This window comes from Shimazuella alba (assembly GCF_009831235.1).
Lineage (GTDB): Bacteria > Bacillota > Bacilli > Thermoactinomycetales > Thermoactinomycetaceae > Shimazuella > Shimazuella alba.
This window is the reverse complement of the sequence record NZ_WUUL01000003.1, coordinates 89,116-107,703: the sequence shown is the minus strand read 5'-3', so window position 1 is coordinate 107,703 and position 18,588 is coordinate 89,116. Positions and strand designations below refer to the sequence as shown.

1 protein-coding gene is annotated in these 18,588 nt (G+C 43.5%); it reads left to right on the top strand.

Going from position 1 to position 18,588, the window contains the following annotated elements:
- Window positions 1–2 precede the first annotated feature (2 nt).
- The gene (locus tag GSM42_RS05495) at window positions 3–18,587 is read left to right on the top strand and encodes a non-ribosomal peptide synthase/polyketide synthase (protein ID WP_160800558.1); all 18,585 of its coding nucleotides are present in this window, start codon (window positions 3–5) and stop codon (window positions 18,585–18,587) included.
- The last annotated feature ends 1 nt before the right edge of the window (window position 18,588 follow it).

The following is an 18,588-nucleotide window of genomic DNA, read 5'->3' as shown; positions in this document are numbered from 1 at the left end:
GAGTGAATAAAAAGAATCTTGGGATAAAGGGGAGACAGTTAGAAACGCTTCTAATCAATCATCCTCATGTATCCCATGTAAAAATAAATCTGGAACAAAATAAGCAAATCATTTATTTTGTTCCAAATGGAGTACAATCCCCTAAAAAATATGAACTACGTCAATATTTAAAGAAGAATACAACAGACGACCTAAGCTCTACAATTTTTGTAGAAGTTCCTTCGCTTGAAGAAGCGAAGGTAACTTCTTTTCCTATTGCTCCAAGTACAACTACAGAAGAACTAATAGCAGAAATATGGGAAATATGGGGTAATAAAAGTTACACCAGTACAGATGAAACGTTTGTAGAAGAACATCTTGTTTCTGAGATGGTAGATCATGTAAATCAAACATTTGAAGTGGAGCTTTTGATTGATTTTGCACTTGATACTCCTTTGATGGAAGTAGCAGAATACATTGATTCTCAGTTAAAAGAAATCTCAACGGAACAGATGATTGTAGATAAACAAAAACCAGTTGTTTTATCTTCTTCCCAACAAAGACTTTGGTTTTGGGAACAACTTGTTTCAGGAACCACCGTTTACTCTGTTCCAGCTGCTTACCGATTAGTTGGAGATATCCATGTTGAAAAATTAAAACATTCTTTTGAGATGTTACTTCAAAGACATGTTATCTTGCGAGCTGCTTTTCACGCAAATGAAGATGGAATCCCTGTACAGCAAATCCATCCACAATTGGAAAACTGGTTTTCCTATGAAGATCTACAAAATCAAGATCATCCAGAAGAACTAGTTGACATGCTTATTGCCAAAGAAATAAAAAAACCATTTGATCTTATACAAGGGCCTTTATTTCGAGTTTTTTTATATCGACTAGAAAATGATCTGAGATTACTTATTCTTGCCCATCATCTGGTGATGGACGGGTGGTCACTTGGTGTATTGGTGAGAGATTTGTTTGCTTTATATGATGGGGATCATTTACTTGAATTAAAACAAGATTATCTTGACTATGCAGTCCAAGAACAAGCAATCGATTGGGAAAAGGAAAAGGTACAACTATCTTACTGGAAGGAAAAATTATCTGATCTTCCAACTACCCAGTTAGCTACAGATTTTCCTCGGACAGCGATAGAATCATATCGAGGGTCTGCTGTTACTGTGACGTTCCCTGCCAACTTAGTAACACAACTTCAACGAGTTGCACAAACGACAGGGTCGAGTTTATATATGATATTGCTCTCAGTATTTCAGTTGCTTTTATCACGGTATAGTGGTGGAAAGGATGTCGTTGTTGGAAGTCCAGTTGCAGGACGTTTTCAATCAGAGTGGGAGAAGGTTATTGGTTATTTTGTCAATACGATCGTCCTACGAACAGACTTATCTGGAAATCCTACTTGGAACGAGCTCATCAAACGAGTGAAGGAGACGGTACTCGATGCATTCTCTCACCAGCAGATCCCATTTGATAAAGTAGTAGAAGCAGTATTGCCGGATAGACAGTTGTCTACATCTCCCTTGTTTCAGGCGATGTTTGTTTTACAGAACATGGATTTGGAGTGTTCTACAGACTCCTCTTTACAATTAGAACCAATCATATTACCACAAACGATTGCTAAATTTGATCTCACATTAACAATGGTAGAACGTAAGGAAGAATTAGTTGCTATTTTGGAATACAACACAGATCTGTTTGAAGCTAGTACGATTCATCGCATGCTTGAGCAATTAGAGATGTTGTTTAGGAGCCTATCAACGGATCAAACAATTCGTATAGACGAAGTAAATATGGTAACCACAACAGAAAGAGAAAATTGGTTGGAATTGAACCATACAGAGAAGTTGTATTCCCTACAAAATCTTTCTACCATCTTTGAAGAGCAGGTGGCACAATATCCAGATGCCATAGCTATTCAATTTGAAAAACAGACTTGTACTTATCAAGAGTTAAACGATAAAGCCAATCAAATGGCGCGTTTTTTAGCTTCTCAAGGGATACGATTAGGGGACAAGGTAGGTATTTGCTTAGAGAGATCAATGGAACTTTATATCAGTATTCTTGGAACGGTTAAATTAGGTGCTGTTTATGTTCCATTTGATGTGAATACTCCTACCGAACGTCTCATCTATCAGATTCAAGATGCTGGCCTATCAATTGTATTAACTTCGTCCAAGTTTGCTGATCGATTTGAGCAAGAGCTATTTCCTTGTAAATTCTGGGAGCAGATAGAGTTGCAAGGATTCAAAACAAATAATTTCATGTCGCCTGTAACCATAGATTCACTTACTTACATCATGTATACTTCTGGATCAACAGGTCATCCAAAAGGAGTCGAAATTACAGCCAGAGGAATTGTTCGTCTCGTCCAAAAACCAAATTACATCGATATAGATCATTCTGATATTTTTCTTCAGATGGCGCCTATTGCATTTGATGCTGCTACATTGGAAATTTGGGGAGCATTTTTAAATGGTGCAAAATTGGTCATTATGCCACCAGCTATACCAACATTAGAAGAAATAAGTGATGCGATTAGAGAAAATCAAGTAACTACACTTTGGTTAACAGCCGGATTATTCCAATTCATGGTCGATGAACATCTCGATTCCTTGAAGGGTTTACGTTACTTGTTAACTGGTGGAGATGTTGTATCGGCTACGCATGTGAAACGAGTATTGGCTTTAAATGGTCCAACAGTAATCAATGGCTATGGTCCAACCGAGAATACAACCTTTACGTGCTGTTATGCCATACCAGCTGACTGGAATGGAAATACGAGTGTACCTATTGGATCGCCTATAACGGGAACTTATGTGTATATCTTGGATGAACATGGTAATGAGGTTCCACAAGGAGTACCAGGTGAGTTGTACATAGGAGGAGATGGTTTAGCGCTAGGTTATGCAAATCGACCTGATTTGACAAAGGAGAAGTTTGTAACGATTCCTGATAAAGGTAGATTATATCGTTCTGGTGATCTCGTTCGCTATTCTTCAGATGGTATGGTCCAATTTATTGGACGATTGGATTATCAAGTAAAAATACGTGGATTTCGCGTCGAGCTTGGAGAAATCGAAGCGGTTATTGCGACGCATTCAGATGTAAGTGATGCAGTGGTTCTGGCAAAAGAAGGGAAGCAGGGAGGAAAGCAATTAGTTGCTTACTTAAAAACAGATAAGACAGCAAATTGGAAGTTATGGTTAGAAGGGAAGCTTCCTAGCTATATGATTCCAAGTATTTTTGTAGAGTTATCTTCATTTCCACTGACATCAAATGGGAAGGTAGATCGCAGAAAGTTGGATTCCTTTGAGATAACACAAGAAACGATAGAACAAGTATATGCGGAACCAGTGACGAAAGAAGAGAGAAAGCTTTATTCCATATGGTCCGATGTACTTGGTCACAGCCAATTTGGGTTGCATGATAATTTCTTCTCGATCGGTGGGCATTCTTTACTTGCAACACAAATTATTGCACGAATTCATAAAGTAAGTGGAGTTTCTTTGCCTCTGCAATCATTATTTGCGGCGCCAACGATTGCGGGTTTGGCTTTATATGTAAAGCAAAGTCAGAAGAATCAAAGTCTCTTCTCTATTCAAGTAGAAAAAACGAATAAGATACCTGCTTCATTTGGACAAAAGCGATTATGGTTTTTTGATCAGTATACTTCTGAGAAAACTTTATATCATATGCCAATAGTTGTGGAAATAAAAGGATCTTTGGAACAGACTCAATTGAAGCAGAGTTATTTAGAATTGCTAGAAAGACATACTGGAATGCGTACAGCTTTTTATTTCGAAGAGGGGCAATTATTGCAACAAATAACCGAACCTTCAAATGATTGTTTTCAGTATGAAGACTTGCGTCTTGTAAGTAATCCAGAAATAGAAGCAAGGAAGCAGATTAGTCAAATGACGGCCAAACCATTTGATTTGTCTACTGGTCCTCTGGCAATATTATGTGCTTATCAGATGACAGATGAGAAATGGTATCTGCTTTTTCACATGCATCATATTGTTGGAGATGGGGCTTCTCTTTCGATTTTAATAGATGAATTTTTTAAGCTTTATCAAGGAAAAAAGCTTCCAAAATTACCGATCCAGTATGCGGACTATGCATGGCAGGAGCAGGCATGGATGGAAACAGAAGAGATGCAGCAAGAGCTTGCCTATTGGAAAGAGCAGTTAGCAGATCTGCCGATTCTCGATCTTCCCACGGATCATCCACGGAGAAAGGAACAAACCTTTGCTGGAGCAACGTATACAGTCACGCTCCCAGCGTCCTTGCAAGAGGGGCTCGCAGAGGTATGCGAGCAGCATGGAACCACGTTTTATATGACGGGTTTAGCCGTCTTTCAGGCCCTCTTGTCCCGTTATACGGGGGCAACGGATATTGCCATCGGCAGTCCGATCGCAGGTCGATCCCATTTGGAATTGGAACAGCTCGTTGGTTTTTTTGTCAATACCTTGGTGTTCCGAACCGACTTGAGTGGAGAACTGACATGGAACGAACTGCTCCAGCGGGTGAAGCGAGTAGCGGTGGATGCGTTTGCCCATGCGACCGTTCCCTTTGAACGAGTGGTAGAAGAAGTAGCGCCAGACCGCCACCTCAGCCATTCGCCTTTGTTCCAAGTGATGTTTTTAGTAGAAAATGAAACCTGGCAAGCACCACGAGTCGAAGGATTAGCGATCCAAGAAGTGGAATTGCCCCAGATCACCGCTAAATTTGACCTGACGTTGCACCTGACACAGTTGGAAAACGGGATAGAAGCGACCTTCTCTTACAACACCGATTTGTGGGAAGAAGCAACCATTGCCCGTATGGCAGGACATTTGGAACAGTTGATGAAGCAGCTTGTGGAACATCCAGAGCAGCTGATCCCACAAGCAACCTTGCTCACGGATGCGGAAATACAGGAACAACAAACGTGGAACGAGGTAGGAGAAGCACTTCCTTTTGTATCGGTCGTCGAGCAAATCGCACAAGTGGTTCGAGCCACTCCAGATGCCCTTGCGATTGTGACGGAAAACGAAGCGTATACGTACGAGCAGTGGTGGCACGAAGCGACGCAGTTGGCGCATTATTTGCAAAAGCGAGGAGCACAACCCGGAAAAGTAGTGGCCTTGTGCAGCGATCGAAGCCCTTCGATGCTGGTAGGAATGCTGGCGATTTTACAAACCGGAGCGACGTATTTGCCGATCGATCCGCATTATCCCATCGACCGGATTCAATATTTGATGCGAGATGCATGGGCACAATTTGTTTTGGTCGAGAGCTCCTATCAATCGTATATCGATATGCCAGCATCGCAAATCATCAGCTTGGATACCGGGTATGTGGATTGGATGGAAGAGCCGGCCACTCCGTTGAAGACCGCCATTACACCAACGGACACCGCCTACTTGATCTATACGTCTGGTTCTACGGGGCAACCCAAAGGAGTAGCCGTATCGCATGCATCGTTGTCTCACTTAATCCACTGGCATCGGAGTACGTACTTGCGTGGAACCGATCGAGGGACATGGATCGCAGGAGTCGCCTTTGATGCTTCGGTATGGGAAATCTGGCCTACACTGGCGTCGGGAGCCTCGTTGTACCTGCCCACCGAAGAGCTGCGTTTGGACCCAGTGGGACTGCGAGATTGGTTGCTCGAAAACGAGATTACCGTGAGTTTTGTCCCTACACCCTTGTTGGAACAGCTCTTGTCTTTGGAGTGGCCCGATGAGCTCGCCTTAAAATGGTTGCTCACTGGTGGAGATCAGCTGCGCACATCTGCGCCTGCAGGATTTCCTGTAACGGTCATCAATCACTATGGTCCAACCGAAAATACCGTCGTAGCGACAGCAGGAGAAGTACCAGCAGGATCGAGCCGTTTGCCCACCATTGGTCGTCCCATTTGCGGAGTGACCTGCTATGTATTGGATGCCCATGGTCAAATGCTCCCTGTCGGCATTCCAGGAGAATTGTACATAGGAGGAAGGGGAGTGGCGCAAGGATACCATGGTCGTCCAGACTGGACCCAAGAGCGTTTTCTCGACCATCCGAACTGGGGACGGTTATACCGGACAGGAGACATCGTCCACTGGGATAGCACAGGAGAACTGCATTTTGTGGGACGCAAAGATACCCAGGTAAGCATTCGAGGATTTCGAGTGGAGCTGGGAGAGATTGAAGGCCAGTTGCAGTCGCATCCAAAGGTGGAACAAGCAGTAGTGGTTGCTCATACAGGAAGACTTGTTGCCTATGTGCAAGGAGAGGGAGAGCCGGCATCATGGAAAACCTGGCTATCCAGCAAACTGCCTGCCTATATGGTTCCATCCATCTTTCACCCGATGGAGCACTTCCCCCTGACTGCTAATGGGAAGATCGATCGCAACGCCTTACCGGAGCCCATCGAGACCAATGAACAAGACTATACCGCAGCAGAAACAGAACAAGAAGCGATCTTGATCGCCATTTGGGAAGAGGTACTAGGCAAATCGCCGATTGGAATTCACGATAACTTCTTTCAATTGGGAGGAGACTCGATTCTTAGTATCCAAGTGGTGTCGCGGGCTCGAGAAAAAGGAATGGTGTTAAAGCCAAAACAACTGTTTGCCCACCAGACGATTGCCGCATTGGCGAGCGTAGCAGAGAACGAAGAAGCCATAGCAGGAGAACAGGGAACGTTAGTGGGCGAAGTCCCCTTGCTGCCGATTCAAAAGTGGTTCCTCGAACAAACCAAGCATCCCCATCATTTCAACCAAAGTATGCTGCTACAGATCGGGAAAGCGAAGGAAGCATGGCTGCAGCAGACGATCCAAGAGCTGATTGCTCATCATGATGCGCTGCGGATGCGATGGGAACAAACCGAGACCGGATGGACCCAGTCCTACCAAGCAGAAGGTTATGTCCAGTTGGAAGTAGTAGATCTTCGTCATGAGGAAAAGAAAGCAGAAGTATTGGAACAAAAAGCAAACGAAGCCCAAGCGAGTTTGCATTTGACAGAGGGGCCGGTATTCCGTGCGATATGGTTTCCATGGTCCAAAGAAGAAGGAAGACTATTGCTCATCGCCCATCACCTTGTCATGGATGGCGTATCTTGGCGGATTGTGCTCGAAGATATCGAGACAATTTATAGCCAAGTGGTCACCGGGAAACCAATCACGTTACCTGCAAAAACGAGTTCGTATCGCCAATGGGCAGAACATTTGCAGGCAAGAGCAATGACAGCTGAAATAGAGAGTCAACGATTCAATTGGGAGAAAATACAAGGCTCCTCTTTGCCATTAGACAAATCTGGAGAAAATACAGAAGCATCTGTTGAACAAGTACAACTCATCTTATCTTCAGCAGAGACAAAACAACTAATAACCCAGACAACGCAAAACACTTATGCTTCTGTAGAAGAGATTTTATTGACTGCCCTCTCCCAATCTTTGCATAAGTGGACAGGAGAGCAAGCACATGTGATTCACATGGAAGGACATGGAAGAGAGGAACAAGCTGGTATTGATTTATCTCGGACAGTGGGTTGGTTCACCTCTTTGTACCCTGTTGTACTAAAAGGAAAATCTTTTGATACGGAAGAAGTTCTACAAGATACCAAAGATATGCTAAGGGAAGCAAGTAAACGATCACTCAGCTATGGCTTGCTTCGACATCTCCATCCAACACCGTTGCAAGAACCAACAGCACCCATAAGTTTTAATTACTTGGGTCAATTTTTTTCTATACAAAAGAATGAACAAGCTCAGCTTATTCAAAGAATATCAGATGAGAGAACAGGGAATGCAAGTGCAAAAGAAGCTGTTCGTCCGCATCTGATTGATGTGGTAGCGGTTGTGATGGAAGACAAAATGCACATAACAATGTTGTACAGTAAGGCAATATTTCATGATACAACCATGCACCACTTCCTTCAACAATACAGTGATAGTCTACAAGCATTACAAACAGCAAAAATAAAAAAGTACTCATTAACGGATTTTCCGCTTGCTGACTTGCAAAAATATGAGTTATCCGAGATCAATGGGAAAGAATTAGAAGCTGTTTATCCATTATCTCCTTTGCAAAATGGTATGCTTTTTCATTCTCTGTATCAGCATGAAGTAAATGAATATGTCGTGCAAATCGGATTTATTTTAGAGGGTGAACTGGATCTTTCTACTTACCAAAAAGCGTGGCAAGCAGTGATAGATCGAAATGCGGTTTTACGTACTACTTTCCTATGGGAGGGTTTGTCAACTCCTCATCAGTTGGTTCATCGTCATGGACACTTGCATTGCTCTGGTGTTGATTGGCGACATTTAGCAAAATCTGATCAAGCAGATCTATTAGAAGCATATTTGCAACAAGATAGAGCACAAGGATTCGATGTGAAAAGTGATGCGTTATCACGGGTGCATTTCATCCGATTGACAGATGATTCTTATCAAGTGATTTGGAGTTATCATCATTTGCTAATAGATGGTTGGAGCATGCCGTTGCTTTTAAATGAATTGATGGCAACATACGAGGCTATGATGGCAAACTTGCCTGTTACGCTTCCCGCTGTTCGTCCATTTGCTGATTATATGAATTGGATTGCAAGACAAGACAGAGAAGAAGCAAAGCAGTATTGGCAGCAGCAATTGGCAGAATATGAGTCACCTGTTCAACTGAGTGTTATGAATCCCAAAATGAGCAGCAAACGAAAATCAGTTGAAGCCTATCTTTCTTTTTCTAAAGAAAAAACGGCTGATTTAACAGCATTTTGTCGTGATCAGCATATTACTCTGCATACTTTGTTACAAGGAACATGGTCTTTACTTCTCCAAGCATTTAGTGGGGAAACCGATCTAGTTTATGGAACAACTGTTTCTGGGAGACCTGCGGAATTGCGCGGTGTAGAAACGATGGTTGGCATGATGATCAACACATTGCCTGTGAGAGTGCGAATGCAGGCGGATGTATCTGTGCGGAACTGGTTGAGTAACCTGCAAAAATCATTTCAAAATATGAGACAATTTGAATATTGTTCATTAGTAGAGATTCAACAGTGGAGTGATATGAAGTCAAATGAGAATTTGTTTGATTACTTGTTTGTGTTTGAAAATTACCCAGCAAGTGAGCAAGCAAAAGAAACGACGTTGTCAATGCGATTCACCCATGGAAAAGAGGAAGTCCATTACCCATTAACATTAGTAGCGGCACCTGGAGAACAGTTGCATTTTAAATGGATGTACCACAAAGATCGTTTTTCCACTGCTGTAATTGAGCAGTTACAAAGTTGTTTTGCATCTTTGTTGGATCAATTGATTACCAATCAAAATCAAACCCTAAGGGAACTAACTTTTCACAGTACACAAGAACAGAGATTATTACAATTATGGGCGGGAGAAGATACATCTGTATCAACTTTTGTTTCGATAGACAAGATGGTGCAGCAACAAGCAGAAAAAGTAGCTAATCAATTGGCGATGGTAGAAGAGAATACTCAGATCAGCTACCAGATGGTAGAAGAGAGTGCTAACAAGTTGGCTCACTATTTGATAGAACAGGGGATTGGTTGTAATTCTCGGGTTGCCATATTTATGGAACGCTCCATTTCCATGGTAGTAGCTCAACTTGCAGTTTTAAAAACAGGAGCAGCCTATGTTCCGCTTGATCCTGATAATCCAATCGATCGGATTCAATATCAAATCCAAGATGCAAATGTAGCCACAACGATTACAAGTAAGCAATGTGCAGAAGAATTCCATCTTATCAAGCTAGACAAAAAGATAGTAATCGGTTTAGATGATCACAAATGGAGGGACTTTTCTACCAATTCTCCTGAAATTTTGATTTCAGCAGATCAAGTGGCTTACCTCATTTATACTTCTGGGTCTACAGGTTTGCCAAAAGGGGTAGCAATCAAGCATGGTTCTCTCAGTGAGTTGATTCATTGGCATACTTCTGCATACAAGTTAGGAACAGCTGACCATACTTCGATGATTGCAGGAGTAGCGTTTGATGCATCAGTTTGGGAGATATGGTCTGCATTAGCAGCTGGATCAACTATTTACATTCCAGCAGATTCTATCCGTCAAGCGGCTGAAGAGTTACAAGAGTGGTTGCTGGCAAAAGAAATTACACAATGTTTTGTCCCTACCCCTCTACTGGAACAATTAATGGAACTAGACTGGATCGAAAATAGCAAACTTCATACCATTTGGACAGGTGGAGACAGGCTTCGTCGTTATCCAGCAGCAAGTTTTCCGGCAAAAGTGGTTAACCATTATGGACCTACAGAAAGTACTGTTGTGACGACTGCTATTTTACTGGATCAACATAAGCCGTACTTGCCTCCAATCGGACGTCCGATACCTGGAAGAAAGGTATATGTTTTAGACTCTTTACAGCGACTTGTACCAATAGGAGTTGTAGGAGAGCTTTGGATTGGGGGTTCAGGTTTAGCCAAAGAATACTGGAATCAACCACAAACCACAGCTGAACGATTTGTTCACCATCCAACGTTTGGTCGAATCTATCAAACAGGAGATATGGTCAAATGGCTAGATGATGGAACACTTTCTTTTGTTGGCAGGAATGACGCACAAGTAAAAATCAACGGCTATCGCTTGGAACTTGGAGAAATAGAAGCTGTGCTCACTTCTTATCCAACTATTAAAGATGCAGTAGTCATTGCAATGGATCACGATAATAGGAAACAATTGGTTGCATATGTTGTTTCTGATCAGGAAGAGAAGTCAGAATGGAAAACATTTTTATTACAGCATTTGCCTGTATATATGGTTCCCGATCTATTTGTAAACCTAGAAAGCTTACCTCTTACTGCAAACGGAAAATTGGATCGATCAGCGCTACCTAAACCAAATGTAACAGATGAGTATCAACCTCCTCAGGGAGACGTGGAAAAGAAGCTATGTGAAATTTGGTCTAGTATCCTAGATGTTGAACAAATGGGTGCTACTGATAATGTTTTTCTATTGGGTGCTCATTCTCTCCTAGTGACAAGGGCGATTTCACAGATCAACAAGATATTCCAAGCAAAACTCCCATTACAGGTTGTGTTTGAGAATCCAACAGTGCGCTCCATGGCGACACAGATCCCAGTAACAAAAGCAGAACAGAGTATACCAATTAGAGATCGAACAGCATCCATGCCTCTTTCATATGCGGAAAAAAGATTGTGGTTGATGGATCAATTACTTGATAACAAAGAGGTCTACAACATTCCTGTTGCATTTGAAAGTGAGGAAGAACTAGATTTATCAGCTTGGAAGTTTGGTCTAGAGCAAATGATGATCCAACATGAGATATTACGAACTAGCTATAGAAAGAAAGAAGATGGGATTCCAATACGAGTTATTTCCGAGGAAATAACGGTTCCGCTTTATGTGGAAGAAGATGAGGAACAACTTTTTTGGAAAGTAAAACAACCGTTCGACCTTTCTGTTGGGCCATTATGGCGAGTAATGGTGACAAAAGATCTCAAACAATGCTGGATTGTGATGCACCATATTATTACGGATGGTTTGTCATTTCATTTATTCTTCGATCAATTGTGCTCTATTTACCAGGCAAAGATTTCTGGAAATTGGCAGCGGAAAAAGAGCAAAGCACTTCAGTATGCTGATTATGCAGCTTGGCAAGAAACACAACTTTTTGATGCAAGTTATTGGAAAGAGCAGCTAGCAGATTTGTCACCTTTAGCATTGCCTACTGATTTTCCTAGGCCAAAAGTGCAAACTTCCCGGGGTGCTGCAATTGCTATCACTTGGGAGATAGATATTTGGAATGGGATAAAAGCATTAGCAAAACAATCTAATGCTACGCTTTTTATGACTCTCTTAGCTATGTTTCAAGTGTTATTACATCGTTACAGCGGACAAGATGATATTGCGGTAGGTACACCAGTGGCAAATCGAGAACAGCTGGAAACCGAGAAGATGATTGGATTTTTTGTCAATACGCTTGTTATGAGAGGGGACTTAACAGGAAACCCATCATTCCGCTCTTTTGTCCAGAAAATCCGTCGAACAGCACTCGACGCTTATCAACATCAATCCATACCATTTGAAAAGGTGGTAGAAGAAGTAGATCCAGAACGAAGTATGGATCATTCTCCTTTGTTTCAGGTGATGTTCACATTACAAGAAGAAATGAAATCCAATCAGTCAGGATTTGCTGTAAAAGCATTGCCAATTACTACAAGCAAGTATGATATGACTTTATCAATTGGAGAAAGCAGTTCAGGAGCAGAGCTTGTTTGTGAATATAATACAGATTTATTTATGCCAGAGACAATAGAACGTCTTTTTGCACACTTTTCACAACTAGCACATGAATTGATCGAAAATCCTGATCTGAAAATCGGTGAAGTACAATTTCTTACGCCAAGTGATGAATACAAATCAACAGAAAAAATTGCTTCTGCTCGATTAGAGTCTTCTCTATCTATTCAGGAACGAATTATGTTTCAAGCGATTTCCACTCCTATGGCGATTGCTTTGGAAGAAGAGCATGTGTCCATCACTTATAGAGAACTAAACCAAAAAGCCAATCAAGTAGCACAATTCTTACGCAAACAGGGAGTGATGACAGGAGATTTTGTTGGAATCTGCCTCGAAAGATCTTGTGATTTGATCATATCGGCCCTTGCTATCTTAAAATTAGGAGCTAGTTATGTACCGGTTGATCCCGCTTATCCAGAAGCGAGAGTTCAGTATCTAATCGAGGATGCACAGTTGAGCCTTATAATCTCACATTCCAGTCAAAATCATAAATTAACAACACAAGTCTACTACTTGGATCAGATTCAAAGCGAATTAGACCTTATGCCTGTGGATGAAATAGAAGGGATCACGCCAATTACGGATGTAGCCTATATGATCTATACTTCTGGTTCTACAGGTTTGCCAAAAGGCGTAATGATTTCACATGAATCCTTGCTTCACTTAGTGCAGTGGCACTGTAAAGCATACACCTTAACCCCGTTGGATCGGACGACATTGATTTCGGGGCCGGCTTTTGACGCATCTGTTTGGGAAATTTGGCCTACTTTGGCTAGTGGTGGAACTCTGGTTATTCCATCTGAGGAAACAAAACTAGATGCACAGAAGCTGCAAGCATTTCTCATCCAGCAAAGAATATCAGTGAGTTTTCTTCCGACTCCATTATTAGAGAGTTTGCTGGAATTGGATTGGCCGAGTCAAGTCTCGTTAAGGTACTTGCTGACTGGTGGAGACGCACTGCGGATTTATCCACCAAACGATTTTCCAGTACGTGTCGTTAATCATTATGGACCGACGGAGAACACAGTTGTTTCGACTGCAATAGAGTTGAAGCCGAGTACACAACAAACGACGCCGCCTATTGGGAAACCAATTGATCATGTCACTGTATACATTCTTGATAAATATGGAAATCAAGTACCGATCGGCGTGGCTGGAGAATTGTATGTTGGTGGGGCTGGACTGGCAATCGGATATTACAATCAGGAAGCGTTAACGACAGAAAAGTTTATTCATCATCCGATATTTGGTCGCCTATACCAAACAGGGGACATCGTGAAGCGATTGGCAGATGGCAATCTACATTTTCTGGGTCGTAGGGACAGACAAGTAAAAATTCGTGGACTTCGCATTGAACTAGGTGAGATTGAGGCAGGACTTCGACAACTTGATTCTGTTTCGGAAGCTATTGTGATGGAGCAAAATGGGCAATTGATTGCTTATATAGTCCCAAAAGTACTTGATGACTCTCTGGTGTCTAGCTGGCAAGATCAGTTGCATACAAAGCTGCCAAGTTACATGGTTCCTACATACTATGTCTTGTTAGATGCTATTCCAATATCAGCTAATGGAAAAATAGATCGTAGCAAACTACAAAAAGTAGAGTTTTCACAAACAAAAAGATTCGTTGCTCCACAAACAAAAGAGGAAAAATTAATCGTATCCATTTGGGAGGAAGTATTAGGAGTGACTGTTGGTCTATCTGACAATTTCTTTCAATTGGGTGGACATTCATTACTAGCAGCTAAAGTGATTGCTCGTATGAATCAAGTTTTACATCAACCTATTAGGCTCAGACAACTTTTTGAGACGCCAACGATTGCCGGAATGTTAGCAAATGCAAAAGATACCGAATCATCGTTGCAGTTTCAAAAAGAAGATCGGCCTAAGAAGATTCCGTTATCTTCGGCACAAGAGAGGCTATGGATTTTTCATCAGCTACAACCTGATAGTGTTGCCTATCATATTCCGTTAGCGATCAAGTTGACTGGAGAACTAAACGTCTCAGCATTGGAAGCAGCCTTTCACTCTATCGTTCATCGACATGAATCTTTGCGCACTATTTTCTATCAAGAACATGGAAAAGTATATCAAGCAATCCGAACATTTGGTGAATCACTAGTGGTTCAAGATTGCTCGATGGAAGATGCAGTAACGAGGATGCATGAAGATCTAAAAACACCATTTGATTTGATTCGAGATAGACTCTATCGAGCATACCTTTATCAGGTAGAACAGAACGTATCGATTTTGTATCTCAATCTTCATCACATCATTGCGGATGGATGGTCGATTCAACAACTTCTGCAAGAATTGTGGGCAGGTTATACAGCTATTTGTCAGCAGGGAGAATTTATTCAGGCAGAATTACCGATCCAGTATGCGGACTATGCATGGCAGGAGCAGGCATGGATGGAAACAGAAGAGATGCAGCAAGAGCTTGCCTATTGGAAAGAGCAGTTAGCAGATCTGCCGATTCTCGATCTCCCCACGGATCATCCACGGAGAAAGGAACAAACCTTTGCTGGAGCAACGCATGCAGTCACGCTCCCAGCGTCCTTGCAAGAGGGGCTCGCAGAGGTATGCGAGCAGCATGGAACCACGTTTTATATGACAGGTTTAGCCGTCTTTCAGGCCCTCTTGTCCCGTTATACGGGGGCAACGGATATTGCCATCGGCAGTCCGATCGCAGGTCGATCCCATGTGGAGTTGGAACAGCTCATTGGTTTTTTTGTCAATACCTTGGTGTTCCGAACCGACTTGAGCGGAGAACTGACATGGAACGAACTGCTCCAGCGGGTGAAGCGAGTAGCGGTGGATGCGTTTGCCCATGCGACCGTTCCCTTTGAACGAGTGGTAGAAGAAGTAGCGCCAGACCGCCACCTCAGCCATTCGCCTTTGTTCCAAGTGATGTTTTCAGTAGAAAATGAAACCTGGCAAGCTCCACGAGTCGAAGGATTAGCGATCCAAGAAGTGGAATTGCCCCAGACCACCGCGAAATTTGACCTGACGTTGCACCTGACACAGTTGGAAAACGGGATAGAAGCGACCTTCTCTTACAACACCGATTTGTGGGAAGAAGCAACCATTGCCCGTATGGCAGGACATTTGGAACAGTTGATGAAGCAGCTTGTGGAACATCCAGAGCAGCTGATCCCACAAGCAACCTTGCTCACGGATGCGGAAATACAGGAACAACAAACGTGGAACGAGGTAGGAGAAGCACTTCCTTTTGTATCGGTCGTCGAGCAAATCGCACAAGTGGTTCGAGCCACTCCAGATGCCCTTGCGATTGTGACGGAAAACGAAGCGTATACGTACGAGCAGTGGTGGCACGAAGCGACGCAGTTGGCGCATTATTTGCAAAAGCGAGGAGCACAACCCGGAAAAGTAGTGGCCTTGTGCAGCGATCGAAGCCCTTCGATGCTGGTAGGAATGCTGGCGATTTTACAAACCGGAGCGACGTATTTGCCGATCGATCCGCATTATCCCATCGACCGGATTCAATATTTGATGCGAGATGCATGGGCACAATTTGTTTTGGTCGAGAGCTCCTATCAATCGTATATCGATATGCCAGCATCGCAAATCATCAGCTTGGATACCGGGTATGTGGATTGGATGGAAGAGCCGGCCACTCCGTTGAAGACCGCCATTACACCAACGGACACCGCCTACTTGATCTATACGTCTGGTTCTACGGGGCAACCCAAAGGAGTAGCCGTATCGCATGCATCGTTGTCTCACTTAATCCACTGGCATCGGAGTACGTACTTGCGTGGAACCGATCGAGGGACATGGATCGCAGGAGTCGCCTTTGATGCTTCGGTATGGGAAATCTGGCCTACACTGGCGTCGGGAGCCTCGTTGTACCTGCCCACCGAAGAGCTGCGTTTGGACCCAGTGGGACTGCGAGATTGGTTGCTCGAAAACGAGATTACCGTGAGTTTTGTCCCTACACCCTTGTTGGAACAGCTCTTGTCTTTGGAGTGGCCCGATGAGCTCGCCTTAAAATGGTTGCTCACTGGTGGAGATCAGCTGCGCACATCTGCGCCTGCAGGATTTCCTGTAACGGTCATCAATCACTATGGTCCAACCGAAAATACCGTCGTAGCGACAGCAGGAGAAGTACCAGCAGGATCGAGCCGTTTGCCCACCATTGGTCGTCCCATTTGCGGAGTGACCTGCTATGTATTGGATGCCCATGGTCAAATGCTCCCTGTCGGCATTCCAGGAGAATTGTACATAGGAGGAAGGGGAGTGGCGCAAGGATACCATGGTCGTCCAGACTGGACCCAAGAGCGTTTTCTCGACCATCCGAACTGGGGACGGTTATACCGGACAGGAGACATCGTCCACTGGGATAGCACAGGAGAACTGCATTTTGTGGGACGCAAAGATACCCAGGTAAGCATTCGAGGATTTCGAGTGGAGCTGGGAGAGATTGAAGGCCAGTTGCAGTCGCATCCAAAGGTGGAACAAGCAGTAGTGGTTGCTCATACAGGAAGACTTGTTGCCTATGTGCAAGGAGAGGGAGAGCCGGCATCATGGAAAACCTGGCTATCCAGCAAACTGCCTGCCTATATGGTTCCATCCATCTTTCACCCGATGGAGCACTTCCCCCTGACTGCTAATGGGAAGATCGATCGCAACGCCTTACCGGAGCCCATCGAGACCAATGAACAAGACTATACCGCAGCAGAAACAGAACAAGAAGCGATCTTGATCGCCATTTGGGAAGAGGTACTAGGCAAATCGCCGATTGGAATTCACGATAACTTCTTTCAATTGGGAGGAGACTCGATTCTTAGTATCCAAGTGGTGTCGCGGGCTCGAGAAAAAGGAATGGTGTTAAAGCCAAAACAACTGTTTGCCCACCAGACGATTGCCGCATTGGCGAGCGTAGCAGAGAACGAAGAAGCCATAGCAGGAGAACAGGGAACGTTAGTGGGCGAAGTCCCCTTGCTGCCGATTCAAAAGTGGTTCCTCGAACAAACCAAGCATCCCCATCATTTCAACCAAAGTATGCTGCTACAGATCGGGAAAGCGAAGGAAGCATGGCTGCAGCAGACGATCCAAGAGCTGATTGCTCATCATGATGCGCTGCGGATGCGATGGGAACAAACCGAGACCGGATGGACCCAGTCCTACCAGGCAGAAGGTTATGTCCAGTTGGAAGTAGTAGATCTTCGTCATGAGGAAAAGAAAGCAGAAGTATTGGAACAAAAAGCAAACGAAGCCCAAGCGAGTTTGCATTTGACAGAGGGGCCGGTATTCCGTGCGATATGGTTTCCATGCTCCAAAGAAGAAGGAAGACTATTGCTCATCGCCCATCACCTTGTCATGGATGGCGTATCTTGGCGGATTGTGCTCGAAGATATCGAGACAATTTATAGCCAAGTGGCCACCGGGAAACCAATCACGTTACCTGCAAAAACGAGTTCGTATCGCCAATGGGCAGAACATTTGCAGGCAAGAGCAATGACAGCTGAAATAGAGAGTCAGCGGGATCAATGGCAACAAGTAAAACGCACGACATTGCCACAAGATAAACTTGGTCTCAATTCGGAAGAATCTGTGGATCAAGTACAGTTGCTTCTAACTTCTCAGGAAACAGACCAACTATTGACGGATACTACTAGGCGGACACATGCAACAGTGGAAGAAATTCTCTTAACAGCTTTGACTCAGTCCTTACAACAATGGACAGGGGATGCTGTGCATACGATCCATATGGAAGGACATGGACGAGATGAGCAAGAAGGTATTGATTTATCTCGAACAGTGGGTTGGTTTACCTCCCTTTACCCTGTGATGTTTAAACCAAAATCATCAAGCGTGAGTGAAGTCCTGCAAGTGGTAAAAGAAACACTCCGTGAACGAAGTAAACAGGGGATTAGTTATGGATTGTTGCAACATCTACACACCAATCCTCTGCCAGCAGTACATGCACCAATCAGTTTCAATTATTTAGGACAATTCCGTTCAAACGAGCAAACCGATCAGGCTGCCCTAATACATGGAAACGCAACAGAATCAACAGGTAAAAGTATTGCACCAGAGGCAGTACGGCCACACATGATTGATGTGGTAGCTGTAATGAATCAAGGGAGATTACAAATCACTTGGCTGTATAGCAAAAACATACATTACACCACAAGCTTGGAACAACTCAAAAATTATTTCCATTCTTATTTACAGAGTTTGATGATGGGAAAAGAAAAAAATGTAGGGATGACAGCATCGGATTTTCCAGAAGCTGACCTTTCCAAGAAAGATATGCAAAAAGTACTGCAATTTCTGAAAAAGAAATCCAAGGGGAGATAAA